General features: G+C 43.1%; 15 protein-coding genes. 11 read left to right on the top strand and 4 right to left on the bottom strand.

Translation table 11 applies throughout. The annotated features are described in order from the left end of the window. Positions 1-6 precede the first annotated feature (6 nt). Positions 7-1,173, top strand: a complete 1,167-nt coding sequence (locus ACP26M_RS21305; protein ID WP_426583093.1) for a hypothetical protein — start codon at positions 7-9, stop codon at positions 1,171-1,173. A gap of 8 nt (positions 1,174-1,181) precedes the next feature. Here ACP26M_RS21305 and ACP26M_RS21300 read toward each other — a convergent pair whose 3' ends face one another. From ACP26M_RS21300 to ACP26M_RS21290, 3 genes are all read right to left on the bottom strand, one after another. Continuing rightward, positions 1,182-2,576 (bottom strand): hypothetical protein, encoded by a 1,395-nt coding sequence (locus tag ACP26M_RS21300; RefSeq protein ID WP_426583091.1) that lies wholly within the window; start codon positions 2,574-2,576, stop codon positions 1,182-1,184. 243 nt (positions 2,577-2,819) lie between these two features. Continuing rightward, positions 2,820-3,365, bottom strand: coding sequence for a ferritin-like domain-containing protein (locus ACP26M_RS21295; protein WP_091173178.1), 546 nt, complete (start codon positions 3,363-3,365; stop codon positions 2,820-2,822). A 243-nt stretch (positions 3,366-3,608) separates the two neighbouring features. Beyond that, entirely contained in the window at positions 3,609-4,379 is a 771-nt protein-coding gene (locus tag ACP26M_RS21290) for a Ku protein (protein ID WP_426583089.1), read from the bottom strand. Between the two features lie 343 nt (positions 4,380-4,722). Between ACP26M_RS21290 and ACP26M_RS21285 the strand changes: the two genes are divergently transcribed. Beyond that, positions 4,723-5,421: an SIMPL domain-containing protein gene (locus ACP26M_RS21285; RefSeq protein WP_321556125.1), complete on the top strand. Its 699-nt coding sequence runs from the start codon at positions 4,723-4,725 to the stop codon at positions 5,419-5,421. 119 nt (positions 5,422-5,540) lie between these two features. After that, positions 5,541-6,392: a KPN_02809 family neutral zinc metallopeptidase gene (gene ypfJ / locus ACP26M_RS21280; RefSeq protein ID WP_426583086.1), complete on the top strand. Its 852-nt coding sequence runs from the start codon at positions 5,541-5,543 to the stop codon at positions 6,390-6,392. 796 nt (positions 6,393-7,188) lie between these two features. Here ypfJ and ACP26M_RS21275 read toward each other — a convergent pair. After that, positions 7,189-8,130 carry an NADP-dependent oxidoreductase gene (locus tag ACP26M_RS21275; RefSeq protein ID WP_426583084.1) on the bottom strand — a complete coding sequence of 314 codons (942 nt, stop codon included), beginning with the start codon at positions 8,128-8,130 and terminating at the stop codon, positions 7,189-7,191. A 670-nt stretch (positions 8,131-8,800) separates the two neighbouring features. Between ACP26M_RS21275 and ACP26M_RS21270 the strand changes: the two genes are divergently transcribed. The 8 genes from ACP26M_RS21270 (at position 8,801) to ACP26M_RS21235 (ending at position 15,317) form a co-directional block, all read left to right on the top strand. Beyond that, positions 8,801-9,184 carry a (deoxy)nucleoside triphosphate pyrophosphohydrolase gene (locus ACP26M_RS21270; RefSeq protein WP_426583082.1) on the top strand — a complete coding sequence of 128 codons (384 nt, stop codon included), beginning with the start codon at positions 8,801-8,803 and terminating at the stop codon, positions 9,182-9,184. A gap of 40 nt (positions 9,185-9,224) precedes the next feature. Beyond that, positions 9,225-9,644, top strand: coding sequence for a very short patch repair endonuclease (locus ACP26M_RS21265; protein ID WP_426583080.1), 420 nt, complete (start codon positions 9,225-9,227; stop codon positions 9,642-9,644). 60 nt (positions 9,645-9,704) lie between these two features. Further along, positions 9,705-9,935 (top strand): helix-turn-helix domain-containing protein, encoded by a 231-nt coding sequence (locus ACP26M_RS21260; RefSeq protein WP_129569492.1) that lies wholly within the window; start codon positions 9,705-9,707, stop codon positions 9,933-9,935. A gap of 14 nt (positions 9,936-9,949) precedes the next feature. Beyond that, positions 9,950-11,152, top strand: coding sequence for a DNA (cytosine-5-)-methyltransferase (gene dcm, locus ACP26M_RS21255; RefSeq protein WP_426583078.1), 1,203 nt, complete (start codon positions 9,950-9,952; stop codon positions 11,150-11,152). Positions 11,153-11,201: 49 nt separating this feature from the next. Next, the gene (locus tag ACP26M_RS21250) at positions 11,202-12,407 is read left to right on the top strand and encodes a type II restriction endonuclease (protein ID WP_426583076.1); all 1,206 of its coding nucleotides are present in this window, start codon (positions 11,202-11,204) and stop codon (positions 12,405-12,407) included. 575 nt (positions 12,408-12,982) lie between these two features. Next, positions 12,983-13,666 (top strand): DUF6134 family protein, encoded by a 684-nt coding sequence (locus ACP26M_RS21245; RefSeq protein WP_426583074.1) that lies wholly within the window; start codon positions 12,983-12,985, stop codon positions 13,664-13,666. A 23-nt stretch (positions 13,667-13,689) separates the two neighbouring features. Further along, the gene (locus ACP26M_RS21240; protein ID WP_426583072.1) at positions 13,690-14,328 is read left to right on the top strand and encodes an RNA polymerase sigma-70 factor; all 639 of its coding nucleotides are present in this window, start codon (positions 13,690-13,692) and stop codon (positions 14,326-14,328) included. Further along, positions 14,325-15,317, top strand: coding sequence for a FecR domain-containing protein (locus tag ACP26M_RS21235; protein ID WP_426583070.1), 993 nt, complete (start codon positions 14,325-14,327; stop codon positions 15,315-15,317). Before ACP26M_RS21240 ends, ACP26M_RS21235 begins: the two co-directional genes overlap by 4 nt. Positions 15,318-15,413: the final 96 nt, after the last annotated feature.

Here is a 15,413-nt window from a genome sequence, read left to right as displayed (position 1 = left end):
AAACCGATGAAATACATTTTATTGCTTATCTGCCTGCTTCCGGCCGGGCTTGTGTTTGGCCAGTCGAAACTACCTGTGATCAAAGCAACATCAAAAAAAGTAGCGATTAACGATGGCGGGTTTCTGGACAAAAACGCATGGTCGCTTTCGCCAAAAACAAGGCCGGACGTTTATACTGCCGACAGGACACGGGCAATTAAATGGGTTACATTTTATACAGATATAGATTCCATAAGGGTAAAGGTTAAGCCCGGTACAAGGTATAACTTCGTTATCCTGCTTAACGGTAAGGATTCATGTTATACGCAAATAGCAAGCGCTATACCGCCGGCGGATGAACAGGAAGCCCGAATCAGCAAAAACGATACTATTCCGTTTAAACTTACAGCCTACAGCGCCATAGCGGTAAAGGCTGTGATGAATGATACCGACACGTTAAACCTGCATTTTGACCTAAGCTCATTCGATTTTCATTTAACACGGGATGCCATATTAAAAAGGACTAATCTGCTGCCCAATCAGGCTGATGTGTTGGCCGGTAAAGCTAAGCCGAATTTTAATGAAATGAGCAAGGTCCAAAAATTGCAAATGGGCACAGCTGTTTGGCATAGCCAGGAAATGTTATCTACAAACATAACCTCGACTGGAATGGACGGCCGTTTTGGCTGGAACCTGTTTGAGGGTAAACAGGTAGAGGTTGATTATGATAATAACCGTATCATCATCCGCAATAAAATGCCTAAAAACTTAAAAGGTTATGAACGCTCGAAGATTGGGTTTATCCATTCGTTTCTTTATGCTACCGGTACGTTTGAAATAGACGGCAAAAAATACACCGGCAATTTTTCTATGGATACCGGATCCGATCAGTCAGCGATCCTGGATAGCGCCTGGGCTGTTAAAAATAATTTCCCCAGGGATCTTAAACTCATCAAGTCATCCACCATCAGCGATCCGCGCGGGGTAAAATATGAAATGAAGATTGTAGAAACACCACTATTCAGGCTCAATGGATACCCTGTTAGTAATGTGCCAGCCATTATGCTGAGCAATAAAAACCCAATAGGTTTTGAAATTAACTATTTGGGGAACGGTCTTTTAAAACGGTTCAATATGATCCTCGATTTTAAGAATGATTACCTGTACCTGAAGCCTAATAAATTATCTACCTGAAATAGAATTTAGTTTCCGGCAGGTACCGCCCAGCTTTGCCCGTCTAAAACCGGGTTCACATCCATGCTCTCGTATTGAATATTAAGCTTTTGCTGGCCGCTTGTTGTAGCCTCACGATACGGAATGGTAATACCTTGTACCGGCCGAAGATCTGATAGCATGGCGAACAGGGTTTTGTCGCCTACCTTATAGCCGTAAGCTATTAGTTGGTTTTGATTATTTATAGCAAACACGTATTCGTTGCCATTTAACCTGCATTGAACCGTATACATATCATTATCGGGAATTTTTTGAGTATTGATGACCTGCATTTGATCAAGCGATGACCTGCGTAACCCAATAACCCCGGTGTATAAGGCGGTTTTTATCTCGGCAACGTTATTGGCCGGAAGGTCGGACTTGTTGCCGCTGCTCCATTGCCATCCGTTACTGCCTTCGGTTTGTTGCACCGACACCGGTTTGCCGTTTTTCCATATTTCAACGCGTACCTTGCTGTTGGGAATATCAATCAGCTCAACTACTTTTAACCCCGAAACGGAACCTGTTAACCGGGCGGTTTTCAAGGCATTCAGTTTATCGCCCCCATGGACGGCATTGGCTTTTAAAAGCAGGGTTTTTCCATTTGGCACAGCGGCATTGCTTGTATTTGCGGCGGAGTTTTCGGAAGTTTTTTTAGCCGCGGCTGATGATTTGGTATTGTTAGCGGTGGCATTGTCATCATTGTCTACAAAAAATACCCGTCCATCAACTACAGCCATACGGGTTTTACCGCCCATATCACAAAAAAAGCTGTGCAGCTCGGTATGGCCATCGGTATAGGTAAGTGTAAGCACCCCCTTGTTTATTTTATAGGTTCCGCTGCCGTCCCGGCTGCTTGAGCTGCCACCGCCAACATTTTCGCCGGCTACCACTGAACCCGAATAGCGCGAATTGCTAAAATGCCCCTTGCCGTCGAAATTCAATCCCTGTGTGCTTAAAGCGCCTACATAAGTTGTACCATAGGCCGCGCCGCCACCGCCCATAGCGCTGATGAACGAGTAATAGCCCGGAGGTATAATGTTCCCCTGAAGTTTAAACAGTTCATGTGCATAATTGGAAAGGCTTCCATATTTGGTTATGCCATAAACAGACGAGCTTTTAGTATATTTAAGTGTTACCTCCCCTTTAATTATGGTGTAATGCCCGCTTACGCTTGTTTGCCAGTCGGCACTGTTAAGCGAAGAATTGAAAGTACCATCAGGCCTGAATAATATAGCTACGTCAGTTCTGTTCATGCCTCCGCCAAATATCGGACTTGGCGAAAACTCGCATCCGGCATAAACGCCATCTAATTTATCCTGGGCAAAAACATCATCGTAAAAGCAAAATAAAAAGGCGAATAGTGCCAGGAGGAATTGTTTCATAGGGCGTCGGTTTTTTTGTTGGTAAACCGTGTTTGCCGCTTATTGTTTGTGGAAATGCTTTAATTAATATGTAATTAACGTTGGTGCGGCTTAACACTTCTTAATATAAAGTGAAATGTCATTCGACGAGGAACAAGGAGGAGTCTTGTGCGCTACGTTCATCGATTAGCGACAGCACGCTCAAATAAAAAACGGCCGCGAGGAATAATTCCCCCACGACCGCTCTTAAAAAACTAACAAACGTTAAGCTTTTTCGGCTTTTGATGCCTGGTTGATACCGGCTTCGGCAATTTGAGTGAGCAGGCTATCGCAAGTTTTTTCTTCCTGCAGGGTTGAATCAAGCAGTTCGGCCGCATGGTCATAGCCCAGTACGCCAGCCAGCGTGCGGAGGGTGCCATACGATGCTATTTCGTAGTGCTCAATTTTTTGAGCTGCAGAAATAATACCGGCATCACGGGTGATACTGCCTTTTTCGGTTTCTGATATAATTTCTTCACCTTCTTTGATGAGGCCAGCCATCGCTTCACATTTTACAGCCACGGCTTTTTGGCCAATGGAAGCAAATGCATCTTCCAAACGAATCACCTGCCGCTCGGTTTCGGCCAGGTGGCTTTCGATAGCCGAGCGTAATTCATCGGATGTTGCCGCTTTAGCCATTTTAGGCAGTGCTTTTGTAAGATGTTTTTCGGCCCAGTAAATGTCTTTTAATTCGTCAATAAATAATTCATTCAGTGCCGATTCCTGCACATCATTAGTTTGTTCGGGTGTTTTTACTTTAGTAGTTGCCATGATAGATGTTTTAATGTTTTTGTGAGATAAACACTACAAACACAAAGCCAAAACTTATTCTTTTAAAAATAAAATTAATTATTAGGATAATTTAATCGTATTATCTGAAGGATTTTATCTTCTTAAAAAAACAGTTTTCCAAACATTTCCAACCTTGAGTTCTGAAAACAACACACGTTGACTCTTTTTGAGGAATAATTCAATTATCGACTTAAAACTTTCAACTCCGTACTTCCGGCTTCATTAAGCTCCTTTCTTGCTTTTTAAACTGGCCATCAGCTGGTCGTACAAATCGTCACTGCCTGTTTTACGGGGTTTAAGCTTTTTAACTTTGGCGCGTTTACCTTTTGATTTGGCCTCGATGATCCTGAGCAGCTCATCATTATACTCATCTTTAAATTTAGATACATCAAAATCTTCTGCATACTGGTTGATCAGCGTGAGGCCCATATCCAGTTCCTTTTTACTTACATCTATCTTATCGGGCAGGTTAAGATCTCCCGTGTCACGAATTTCCTGTCCAAAGCGGATGCGGGTTACTACCAGTACATTTTTAAGTGGATGAACGATACAAAGGCTTTCGGTGCTGCGCAGTACAAAACGGGCCAGCCCTGCTTTTTTTGATTGCGTAAGTGCCTGGATAAGCAGGGCATAGGCTTTGTTGTTTTTAGTATCGGGCTCGGTATAGTATGATGTTTCGTAAAACATAGGGTTTACATCGGCAATGTCTACAAAGCTTTCAATTTCAATCACCTTGCTTTTTTCGGGCGCTGCATCCTCAAAGTCCTGGTCGTCCATGATCACGTAATCTTCATCAAGCTTATAGCCTTTTACAATTTTATCGTAAGGGACTTCCTTGTGGGTATTTTCGTTTACCCTCTGAAAACGGATGCGTGCATGATCTCGGCTGTCCAGCATATCAAAATCAAGCGAGCTGGTTTGTACTGCCGAATATAATTTAACAGGGATGCTCACCAGCCCAAAACCTATCGAACCTTTCCATATCGATCTCATAACCAAATAAATTAGTGCGTTGTAGTATAACTATTAAAAAGGTAAAGGGTTTGAAGGGAGGGGCGATATATCAAAAGTGGGGGCTGCTTGATTCCTTCCCAGGGGAAGGTGTAGGAAGGGATTTCTTTAAACTGTTTTTATTAACGCAAAGCGAAGAAACCCTTCCCTGCAACCGCGCATTTCAACGTGCCCCCCAGGGAGGGAATTAACTTCACCCCTCAAACAAAACCACCCGCCGGTTTATTTACAAGCATACCAATGGCTTAGCAATTAATTGTAGCCTTACTGTTACACATTAAACTAAACATACGTTACCTTAGTCATAACATCAAATAAAATACACATGAAAAAGCTATTTATCCTTGCCGCACTATTAGCAACTACCATTGGCGCATTTGCCCAAAACGTTGACCTTAGGCGTAAAATTGAAGTTACCGGCATTGCCGAGCAGGAGGTTACTCCTGATATTATAAACGTAACCATATCACTACAGGAATACATGGATGGCAAAAAGCACATTGCCATTAACGATCTGGAAGACCAGCTGGAAAAAGCCGTTAAAGATGCCGGCATTCCATCGTCAGATTTTACGGTGAACAATGTATCTGCCTGGAACAATACCTATCAAAAGAAAAAAGCACCCGACTTTTTGGCCAGCAAACAATACGGCCTGCGTGTGCGCGACCTGAATAAGTTTAACCAGATCATGTCGAAAATTGATCCTAAAGGGATTCAGGCTACCAATATTGAAAGCTACGACTATTCAAAAATGGCCGATCTGAAGCGTGACCTTAAAATAAAAGCCCTGTTGGCCGCACGCGATAAAGCAACTTACCTGTTGGCTGCCCTTGGTGAAAAGCTGGGTGGTGCTATCAATATTACCGAAAGCGATAACAGCAGCTTTCCGCAACCAAGGATGTATGCTGCCAATGTGATGACATTCAAAGCTTCGGCAGATAGCAACGTTGGCGATTCGGATATCAGTTTCAAAAACATCAAACTAAGTTTCCAGATCCAGGCCGTATTTGAGATTGTGAAATAATCGGCTCGTACCCCCAAAGGGGGGTGAAAAAATCTGAAGCCTCCGTTCAAACAAACGGAGGCTTTTTTTTATTATCATGTATAAAAAACTCCCCTTTTAGGGGGCCCGGGGGGCAACATATGCAATGGTTTGGCAGACGCGAAAGCGATAACGTAGATGATGAACGCGGCGGTGGCGGCGGCAGGTTAGCCATTGGCGGTGGCGTACTTGGTATTATAGCGGCCGCTATTTATTTTTTTACAGGGGTCGATCCGTCGGCGCTGCTTAACCAGGTAGCAACCAATCAGCCGGCCCGGCAGGAGCAAACCGTTAATAACGGCCCCGAAGATGAAGGCAAGAAATTTGTGCGCGTGGTTTTGGCCGATACCGAAGATATCTGGACAAAACTGTTTAACGACATGGGCCGTACTTATGAGAAGCCGCGTTTAACCATATTTAGCGATTATGTACAGTCGGCCTGCGGTAATGCCAGCTCGGCAAGCGGCCCGTTTTATTGCCCCGGCGATTCGCGGGTATATATTGATCTTTCTTTTTACGATGAGTTGAAGAACCGTTTCGGTGCCGCCGGCGATTTTGCGCAGGCCTATGTGATAGCGCATGAGGTTGGCCATCATGTGCAAAACCTGTTGGGGATCTCACAAAAAATGGATCAGGCACACTCACGTTTGAGCGAACGCGCATACAATAAGCTTTCAGTAAAACTGGAGCTGCAGGCCGACTTTTATGCCGGCGTTTGGGCGCATTACGAAAAAACCATGAAAAACGTGCTTGATAAAGGTGATATAGAAGAAGCGCTCAACGCGGCCAACGCCATAGGTGACGACCGATTACAAAAACAAGCACAGGGCCATGTAGAGCCCGATAGTTTTACCCATGGCACCAGTGCCCAGCGGATGTACTGGTTTAAAAAAGGTTTCGACACCGGGGATATTAACCAGGGAGATACTTTTGGCAATGGGGATTTGGATTGATTGGTTCAATAGTTCATTGGTGGGATGTGCATTGGGGCAGGGACGAGCTTTGTGGTTTTATAACTTACATCGTCCGCTCTTGGCCGCGGAGGCCAGTTACTTTACCTTAGATGCAAAGTAACCAAACATCAAGACAAAAAAATGCTTCCACCCGCAGGCCATACTCCCAGGCCCGCTTTTTTGTCGGGCCAGCACACTTTTGTTTTGGGTTTGATAACAATATGTCACGGTTCTTATCTTACTCCTTGACTCTTACCGTCTTGCTTCTTGACTTCTAACAGTCTTGCTTCTTTTCCCAAACTGTCAGCAGGTAAGCTTCGGGCGAAAGCGGGCAGAACAATGGTGGGTGGTGCGGCTGCAGGGGCATAGCAAGTTTTTGCAGAAGCGAGGGCCATGAGCGGGCGAAGCAGGGCAAAATAATTGCAGCCCGTGGTTCTGCTCGCTTTGCAGGGTAAAGGCAGGGAAAGGCAAGCGGGCGAAGGCCGTGCGGCGAAGAAGCCTCCCTGCCGACTTGACTTTTTGGTTACTTTTGTGTCAAGACAGACGGCGAAGCCCTCTTGAGCACCTTAAAAAAACAAACAACAGCGAAAAACGTAACAGCCACCCGCGGCAATTGAGCGGGCCAATGTTAGTTAAATACAACTAAATATTATTAAGCGATAGCGCGCACCATGTGCGATTTTTCTCTTGAGAGGAACTGCGGGGGCGATCTGCTTTGATAAGCCAATCGCATAAACACACCCCTGCCATCACACATTTCCATCGCGCCCCCTCTCAAGAGGGGAATGAAGAGGGATTAAAACGTCAGCACCACCTTACCAACTGTCCTCCCACTTTCTAACTGCAAATGTGCATCGGCCATTTGCTCAAACGGAAATACTTTGGATATGTACGATTTAATGATCCCTTTTTGCAGCAAACCGGCAATGGTAGCCATGTTTTCGGCATTGGGTTTTACCCGGGTGTTGTGGCCATTAATGCCCAGTGCATTGGCTTTGGGCGTAACAGTTTCGTTCATGCCCGAAACGATGCTTATAATGGTGCCGCCTTTTTTCATCACCTGCAGCGAGCGGTCAATGTATTCGCCGCCAATGGTGTCAAGCACAAAATCGATATCGCCGGTAGCGGTTTCAAAGGGCTGTGCCTTATAGTCGATATGTTCATCGGCACCCAGGCCCAACACAAAATCGCGGTTGGCAGCCGAAGAAGTGGCGATAACATAGGCGCCCAAATGTTTAACTATCTGCACAGCATAATGGCCAACCCCGCCTGATGCGGCGTGGATCAATACCCGGTCGCCGGGTTTAACAGGCGCATTGCTGTGGAAAGCCTGCCAGGCAGTAAGCGCGGCAAGTGTAGCTGCCGCAGCCTCCTCATGACTAACGCCGGCAGGTTTCAGTGCAAGTTCATCGGCTTTAGCCTTAACATATTCGGCATAGGCTTTACCGGTTTTGGGGAAAGCGATCATGGCGAAAACCTCGTCGCCGGGTTTAAAGCCGGTAACATCCGCGCCCACTTCGGTGATCTCGCCCGAAATATCCCAGCCCAATATAATCGGCGATTCGTCCTTAATAAGCCCTGCAACGCCTTTCCCCGAGCGGGTTTTAACATCCACAGGGTTTATGCTGATGGCTTTCAGTTTTACCAGTACTTCATCGGCGGCTATGGTTGGTACAGGTATTTCGGCAGGTACCAGGTTTTCAACCCCGCCAAAGTCTTTTAAAATTATTGCTTTCATGGTTTGATGTTATTCGTTTGATATACCAAAGTTATACCATGGTAAATAAAATACATGGTATAAACGGGGAATATAATTTAGTGTTTTGGGGCATACACCCTAAACTTTGGTTTTGTGGGATGGAAAAAGGACATGGTAAATTGGTATACATCATTCTGTTTAAACCTTGTTGTAACTAACAAACATTGTCGCCCTCCTGGCCGGGCCATAGCCATTAACCTAAGAGATTAATTTAGCACATGCGCTTTAAAATCCCCTCTTGAGAGGGGGCGTAGTGGGAAAGAGCGGGAGCAGGGGTGTGTTATACAAGCGATAGGCTGCACGTAGAATAACACACCCCTCCACCCCTCTCAAGAGGGGAGTCGCACATTCCCTCGCTTTGAAGAGTTTTTTCCTTAAGTTAACGGCTATGTTGGCCGGACGGAGTACTTTACTTTACCTTAGATGCAATTAACCAAACATCAAGACAAAAAAAAGCTTCCACCCACGAGGCCATACTCCCAGGCCCGCTTATTTGTCGGCCCGGCGCGCTTTTGTTTAGGGCTTGATAACAATATGTCATGGTTCTTATCTTACTTCTTAACTCTTACCGTCTTGCTTCTGTCCTTCTACTGTCGTGCTTCTTCACATTGTCGTCTTGTTTCTTTCCCCAAACTCTTATCTTAGAAACGTGATCAAAGTAACATGCGCTATTATTGTTAATGCCGACGGACTTGTATTTGCCGCTCAGCGGAGCGCAACCATGAGCCTGCCTTTAAAATGGGAGTTCCCCGGCGGTAAAATTGAACCCGGCGAAACCGCCGAAGCCTGCCTCATCCGCGAGATTAAGGAAGAGCTTCATGTAGATATAGAAGTTGAGGCCTCCCTGCCTGCTAACACGCACCAATATCCCAATGTTACTATACAGTTGATCCCTTTTGTTTGTAGAATTACTTCGGGGCAGATTGTGTTAAAAGAGCATCTTGATTTTAAGTGGCTGCCTAAAGATGAATTATTAGCTTTGGATTGGGCGGAGGCGGATGTGGCGGTGGTTAGGTGGTATGTGGAGAGTTAGCAATGAAACTTTGCCAGGTTAGGATTGTAGTTTAGATAATATGGCAGACGTTCATTCAAAGGAAACACGGAGTTACAACATGTCGCGGATTAAGAGCAAGGATACCAAGCCAGAGCTTTTAGTGCGTAAGTTTCTGCATAAAAATGGCTTCCGCTATCGGCTTCATGTGAAAGATATGCCGGGTAAGCCTGATATAGTTTTACCAAAGTATAAAACAGTGATTTTTATTCATGGATGCTTTTGGCATGGGCATGAGGGGTGCCGGTATTTTGTTGTACCGAAAACAAGAACTGAATGGTGGTTAAATAAGATTAATGGCAATACATCAAATGATATTAAAGCCGAAACAGCGTTAATTGCTAATGGCTGGAAGATTATTAAAATATGGGAATGTGAATTAAAAAAAGCATCTCTGGATAATTCACTGAACGCGTTAACTGTAATTCTCAACACTCAATAATTCTCTAAAGTTCACTTATATCCGATTGACTTATAGTCGAATAGACAATAGCTTGCAGCTATGGATATTCGGAAGAAAATCGGTTTGCGCATAAAGGAATACCGAACAAATTTAAAGCTCACCCAGGAAGCCTTAGCCTTTAAGGCTGAAATAGATAAGACCTATGTTAACGAAGTCGAAAATGGAAAACGCAATGTTTCTGTAATCAACCTTGAAAAAATAATTTGTGCACTTGACGTAACTATTAGAGATTTCTTTAACAGTGAATCTTTCAATGGAGGAACCAATTAATGGCGGTTAAATCCATGAAAGCTACGTCGACAATATTACCAGACCAACTCGACTCCGCAGTTTTAACACACTATGTAGTTACACAAAACCCAATATATAAGGAAAAAGCGTACGAGATAGTTGAGAACGCACCGAATGAATTTAAAGAACCTGAAGCTTTATATTCAGCAGTACAACAGAACCTTTTTGATGCCACTGATATCCCGTTTCCTGGACCAAAAGAAGGAACAGAGAAGTTTACATTTATTGATTTGTTTGCAGGTATAGGAGGTTTTAGATTGGCTTTGCAAAACTTGGGCGGCCTATGTGTTTACAGTTCGGAATATGACAAGTATGCTCAAAAAACATATTTTGCAAACTTTGGTGAAACACCTTTTGGTGATATAACAAAAGAAGAAACTAAATCATTTATACCTCAGAATTTTGACGTTTTATGTGGAGGGTTTCCGTGCCAACCATTTTCGATAGCGGGAGTATCAAAGAAAAATAGCCTGGGTAGGAAGCATGGTTTTGAGGATGAAAAGCAAGGCAATTTATTTTTTCACGTAGCGGAAATCATTGAAAAACATCGCCCAAAAGCATATTTCCTGGAAAATGTCAAGAACCTTGTATCTCATGATAAGGGTAATACTTTTAAAGTAATTAAACAAACGCTTATAGACTTAGGCTATTCATTTGATCATAGAGTGCTTAACGGTAAACACTTTGTACCACAACATCGGGATAGAACTTTGATGGTTGGTTTTGACAAGAATGTTTTTGGTGATGATATAAGCTTTGATTTTGATCTGGTTAAATTACCAGAAGCCGATAAGCAAATCAGAACGATCCTCCAGGATAATGTAGACCCGAAGTACACCTTATCCGATAAACTGTGGAATTTTCTTCAAGAATATTCAAAAAAGCATAAGCTGAAAGGAAATGGTTTTGGCTTTGGGCTTGTTAATTTAGATGGGATTAGCAGAACGATGAGTGCGCGGTACTATAAAGATGGATCTGAAATATTAATACCACAGGCCACTGGCAATCCAAGAAGATTAACACCAATGGAAAGTGCCGCTTTACAGGGCTATCCTGTGAATAAGGGGAATAAAAGTTTTAGAATACCTGTTTCAGATAATCAAGCATATAAACAATTTGGAAATTCGGTCGTGACACCGTTGATTCAGGCTGTTGGAAAAGAGTTAATAAATATCATAAACTCATATGATATTTAAATTAGGCTTCATGATCAAAGTTTTGTTGCATTAAACCAAGAGCACTAACATGGCAAATTCGTTATCCCAATACTTTATCAGTTTAGGAGCCAAAAGGCTAAGCGAAGTAGAAATTAACCCTAAAAAATCTAATCAACATGAATTAAATGGCACTTCAGGCTTTAAAAAGATATTTGGATTAGATCCGCTTAAGTTTACAGCGAAGTTTATATATCTATCAGAAGATGAAGACAACATTATTGAGAATACAGGGGAGTTGACTTGGTATGATGCAAGAGAAAATCACGCAACGAGAACCGAACATAGGCTTTATTATACCGATAATCAGGTAATTCCATACTCTTCGGTTGGTGACTTAATCATAGTAGCGCGAACAGGAGATAACACTGCTGCTATATTTGTAGCACAAAAAGGTTCGACGTCTGAAAAACAGTTGCTTTGGTTGTTTGATTTGGATGAGGTCGAAAACAAATTCATCGTTAAGGATTTAACAGGGCAGAAATCAGATATTGGTTTTGCTGGAAAGTATATAATTTCTTCATTGGGTATTGAAATAGAAGAGCCACAATTTGACGCCAATATCTTAATACAAAAATTTGGTTCTGTATTTCCTTCCACAAATGAATTTTCTGCCTACGCTCGATCCATAGTTAAAGATGTATCTGTGATTGATGCACCAGACGAGACATTGATTGCATGGCTTGAAAAAGAAGAGTTATTATTTAGAACCTTGGAATCTATTATCGTAAAAGAAAGACTTAAGGCGGGATTTGGAAAAGATGGGACTGATGTCGACGAGTTTATAAGTTTTTCATTAAGCGTTCAAAACAGAAGGAAGTCACGAGCTGGACATTCATTTGAAAATCATTTAGCTGTGATTTTTGATGAGCATAAATTATTATTTGACAAGGGTAAACTAACAGAAAGAAATAATAAACCCGATTTCGTTTTTCCTAAAAATCGCTATCATTCGCCGGAATTCAATATTGAATTATTAACAATGCTTGGCGTTAAGACCACAGCCAAAGACAGATGGCGACAAGTTTTATCTGAAGCTGATAAAATCCCCTATAAACACTTGATCACCCTTGAACCTTCTATAAGTAGGAATCAAACAGAAGAAATGCGAGCTCAACAATTACAATTAGTTGTACCCAAAACTATTATTCCTACGTACTTAAAAGAGCAACAAGAGCATATTATCAATCTTGGCGATTTTATAAAGCACGTTTATAAAAAACAATCTATGTTATAATCGGAAAACACCTACTTATAAATCCCTACTCATTTTCGTGATATCACGAAAATGAGTATTAAAAATAGCGCTTAACCCCCCACCAAATGGTGGCGCTATATTGTCAGCACCCCAACCACCCCACATCGCCTAAAGCCATTTTTCATTAAAAAAACATCAAAAAATTACCAAAAAAAATCTGTCTGCCGGGGTGCCTCAATCAAGGCTATATTTTACTCTTAAAAGTTTTAGTAATTGATTGTCAGTATTTTATCGTTGTTTCGGTCGAAATATTAATTGTTTGATTATCAGTGTGTTTCATAAAAAAGATGTTCCGCGTTTTCACACTCAAAAAATGGAACACGCTTATTTTCGCAAAAACGGACCGCGTGCTTTTTTCATTTTTTTGTGGGGAATCAAAAAATTGGGACACCCGTTTTTTTTACTTATATTTGAAATTATATAATGCATATAGGCATAGTAGTAATTCAATTAATCGAACAAAATAATGCAAAGGCATAGGGGTAAAAGTTTAGAGTGTTGTAATAAAGTAAACGCGTTAAAAGCTTTATTCAATCACTTTAAAATAACAACCCATGATACCCGCTTTAATAATTTGGTTATTTAAAAAATATATCCGGCCTGCCCTTCAAAATAAAACTTTCCCAACGTTCAATATCTTCGGTCCGCTAAAATGGGCGGCTATGGTGGTGGCCTTGCTGTGCCTCGCTGTGGGTGCCCTGGCGCAGGAACAAACGGTTAAATACAATGTGCTGCACAGCGGCAAGGTGGTTGGCCACATGAACCTGTATCAAAAACGCCAGGGTGATGAGCTGTACCTCAAAATGATCTCCGAAGTAAAAATGCGCTTCATTTTCAGCATTAAGGTGGAGATCCAGGAAGAGAGCACTTTTAATAATGGCAAGCTCATGAGTTCGCAGGTGTGCAGGAATGTCAATGGTTCAGAAAAATGCAACCGTCAAACCAAAGCCTTGGCCTCGGGCTATCAAACCATCGCCGAAGGCAAATGCGGCAAAACGGTTGATCAAAAGCAAATAGCCGCCAACCTCATGCTGCTATACTGCCATGAACCGGCCGACCAGGCGCAGGTGTACTCCGATAACTTTCAGCAATTTTTGCAGGTTAAGCAGGTGAGCCCGCATGTATACCGTATTGATCTGCCCGATGGTAATTACAATTTCTACAGCTATACCAATGGCGTGTGCAGCAAGGTGGATATTCATCATTCGCTGTACACCATCCAAATTCAACTGGCCTGATTCATTTTTAACATTTGGGTACTATGAATTTAACGGCCAAACAAGCTATCTTTAGCGCTAACATCTGCACCTTAAAAGTGGAATACAGCGATAGCACGGCCATTGGTTTAATTAAACAGGGAAGCCAGAAAGCTTTTGAACGGCTTTTTAAAGATCACTTTAAAAGTCTGCACGCCTATGCCTACACTTTTTTAAAGGATGATGAAATGGCCGAAGAGGTAGTACAAAACGTATTTTGCCGCATTTGGGAAAAACGCGATCAGCTTAAAACCGACGGCAGTATCAAGGCCTACCTGTACCGCTCTGTACATAACGAAAGCTTGAATTATTTGAAACATCAGAAGGTACGCGCCAGTTTCGGCGTTTATTATGCCGATGAAATGGAACAGGTTGGTAGCGACGAACTGGCCTCAAAAAAACTGCTCACCGCCGAGCTGCAAAAGCACATTGAAAAAGCCCTGAGCGAACTGCCCGAGCAGTGCCGCATTATTTTTCAGCTGAGCAGGTTTGAGCAGTTGAAATATCAGCAAATTGCCGATCAAATGGGCCTCTCGATCAAGACCGTCGAAAACCAGATGGGCAAAGCGCTGCGGGTAATGCGCCAAAAACTGGCCGAGTTTTTACCCATTATTTTATTGTTATTTATTAATTGGTTTGTATGAGCTATACCGGTATGCCTATAGATGATGATTTGCTGGTGAAATACCTGGTTGGCGAAGCTACGCCCGCCGAGGTGGAGGCTATACAGAACTGGATTGCCGCTTCGCCCGCTAACAGGCATGAGTATGATAATTTTAAACTGATCTGGGATGAGAGCCGGCAAATTGCTTCAACTAAGACTTTGGATGAGCATGCCGCCTATCTCCGGTTGCAAAAAAGGCTGAATAATACTGTTCCGGCCGTAGCTCCATCAGCGCGGGTCCGCAAAATGAAAACCAGTTGGTGGATAGGTATCGCGGCATCGCTATTGCTGATTTGCACGGTGGCCTGGCTAACGGTTAGCCATTATTACGATAACAAGGCTATCGCTTTTGTTAAGGTAGATAGCGAAGGGAAAACCCGTTCGCAAACCCTGCCCGATGGTTCGGTGATTACATTGAACAGTCACAGTACCCTTATTTACCCCGAAAAGTTTACCGGCAAGATCCGCCCGGTGACTATGCTGGGCGAGGCTTTTTTTAAAGTAACGCCCGATAAAACCAAACCTTTTATAATTAGGGTGAACGGTGTAACGGTTAGGGTGGTTGGCACGTCATTCAATATAAAGAGCCGCGACGGCAAAACGCAGGTTATTGTTGAAACGGGCATAGTTAACGTAAGCGAAAAGAAAAAAAGCGTAAACCTCAATCCCGGCGAAAAGGTATTGGTTACCGGTAAGGATGGCCTGCAGACTAAGGAAAGCATCAAAGGGCGTTTATATAACTACTATGCAACCCACGAACTGGTTTGCGATGAAACCCCGCTGCACGAATTGGTGGGCTCGTTAAATGAGATCTACGGGGAGCACATTGTTATCGGCAATAAAGCCATTGCCAACCTGCCTATTACTACGGTGTTTAAAGATCAGTCGTTAGATCAGGTTCTGCTGGTGATCTCCGAAACGTTCAAGATCAAAGTGGAGCGCGGGAAAAAGGGGATTGTGTTGAGGTAGAAAGGAAAGAAACGCAGTATTAAAAAAGACGTCATTGCGAGGCACGAAGCAATCGCCAATAAGCAGATCGGCCGTGCAAATCTGCCCTGTATAGCT

The organism is Mucilaginibacter sp. R-33 (genome assembly GCF_049949235.1).
Lineage (GTDB): Bacteria > Bacteroidota > Bacteroidia > Sphingobacteriales > Sphingobacteriaceae > Mucilaginibacter.
The sequence above is the reverse complement of the archived record's forward strand: the minus strand, read 5'-3'. Positions and strand labels throughout refer to the sequence as shown.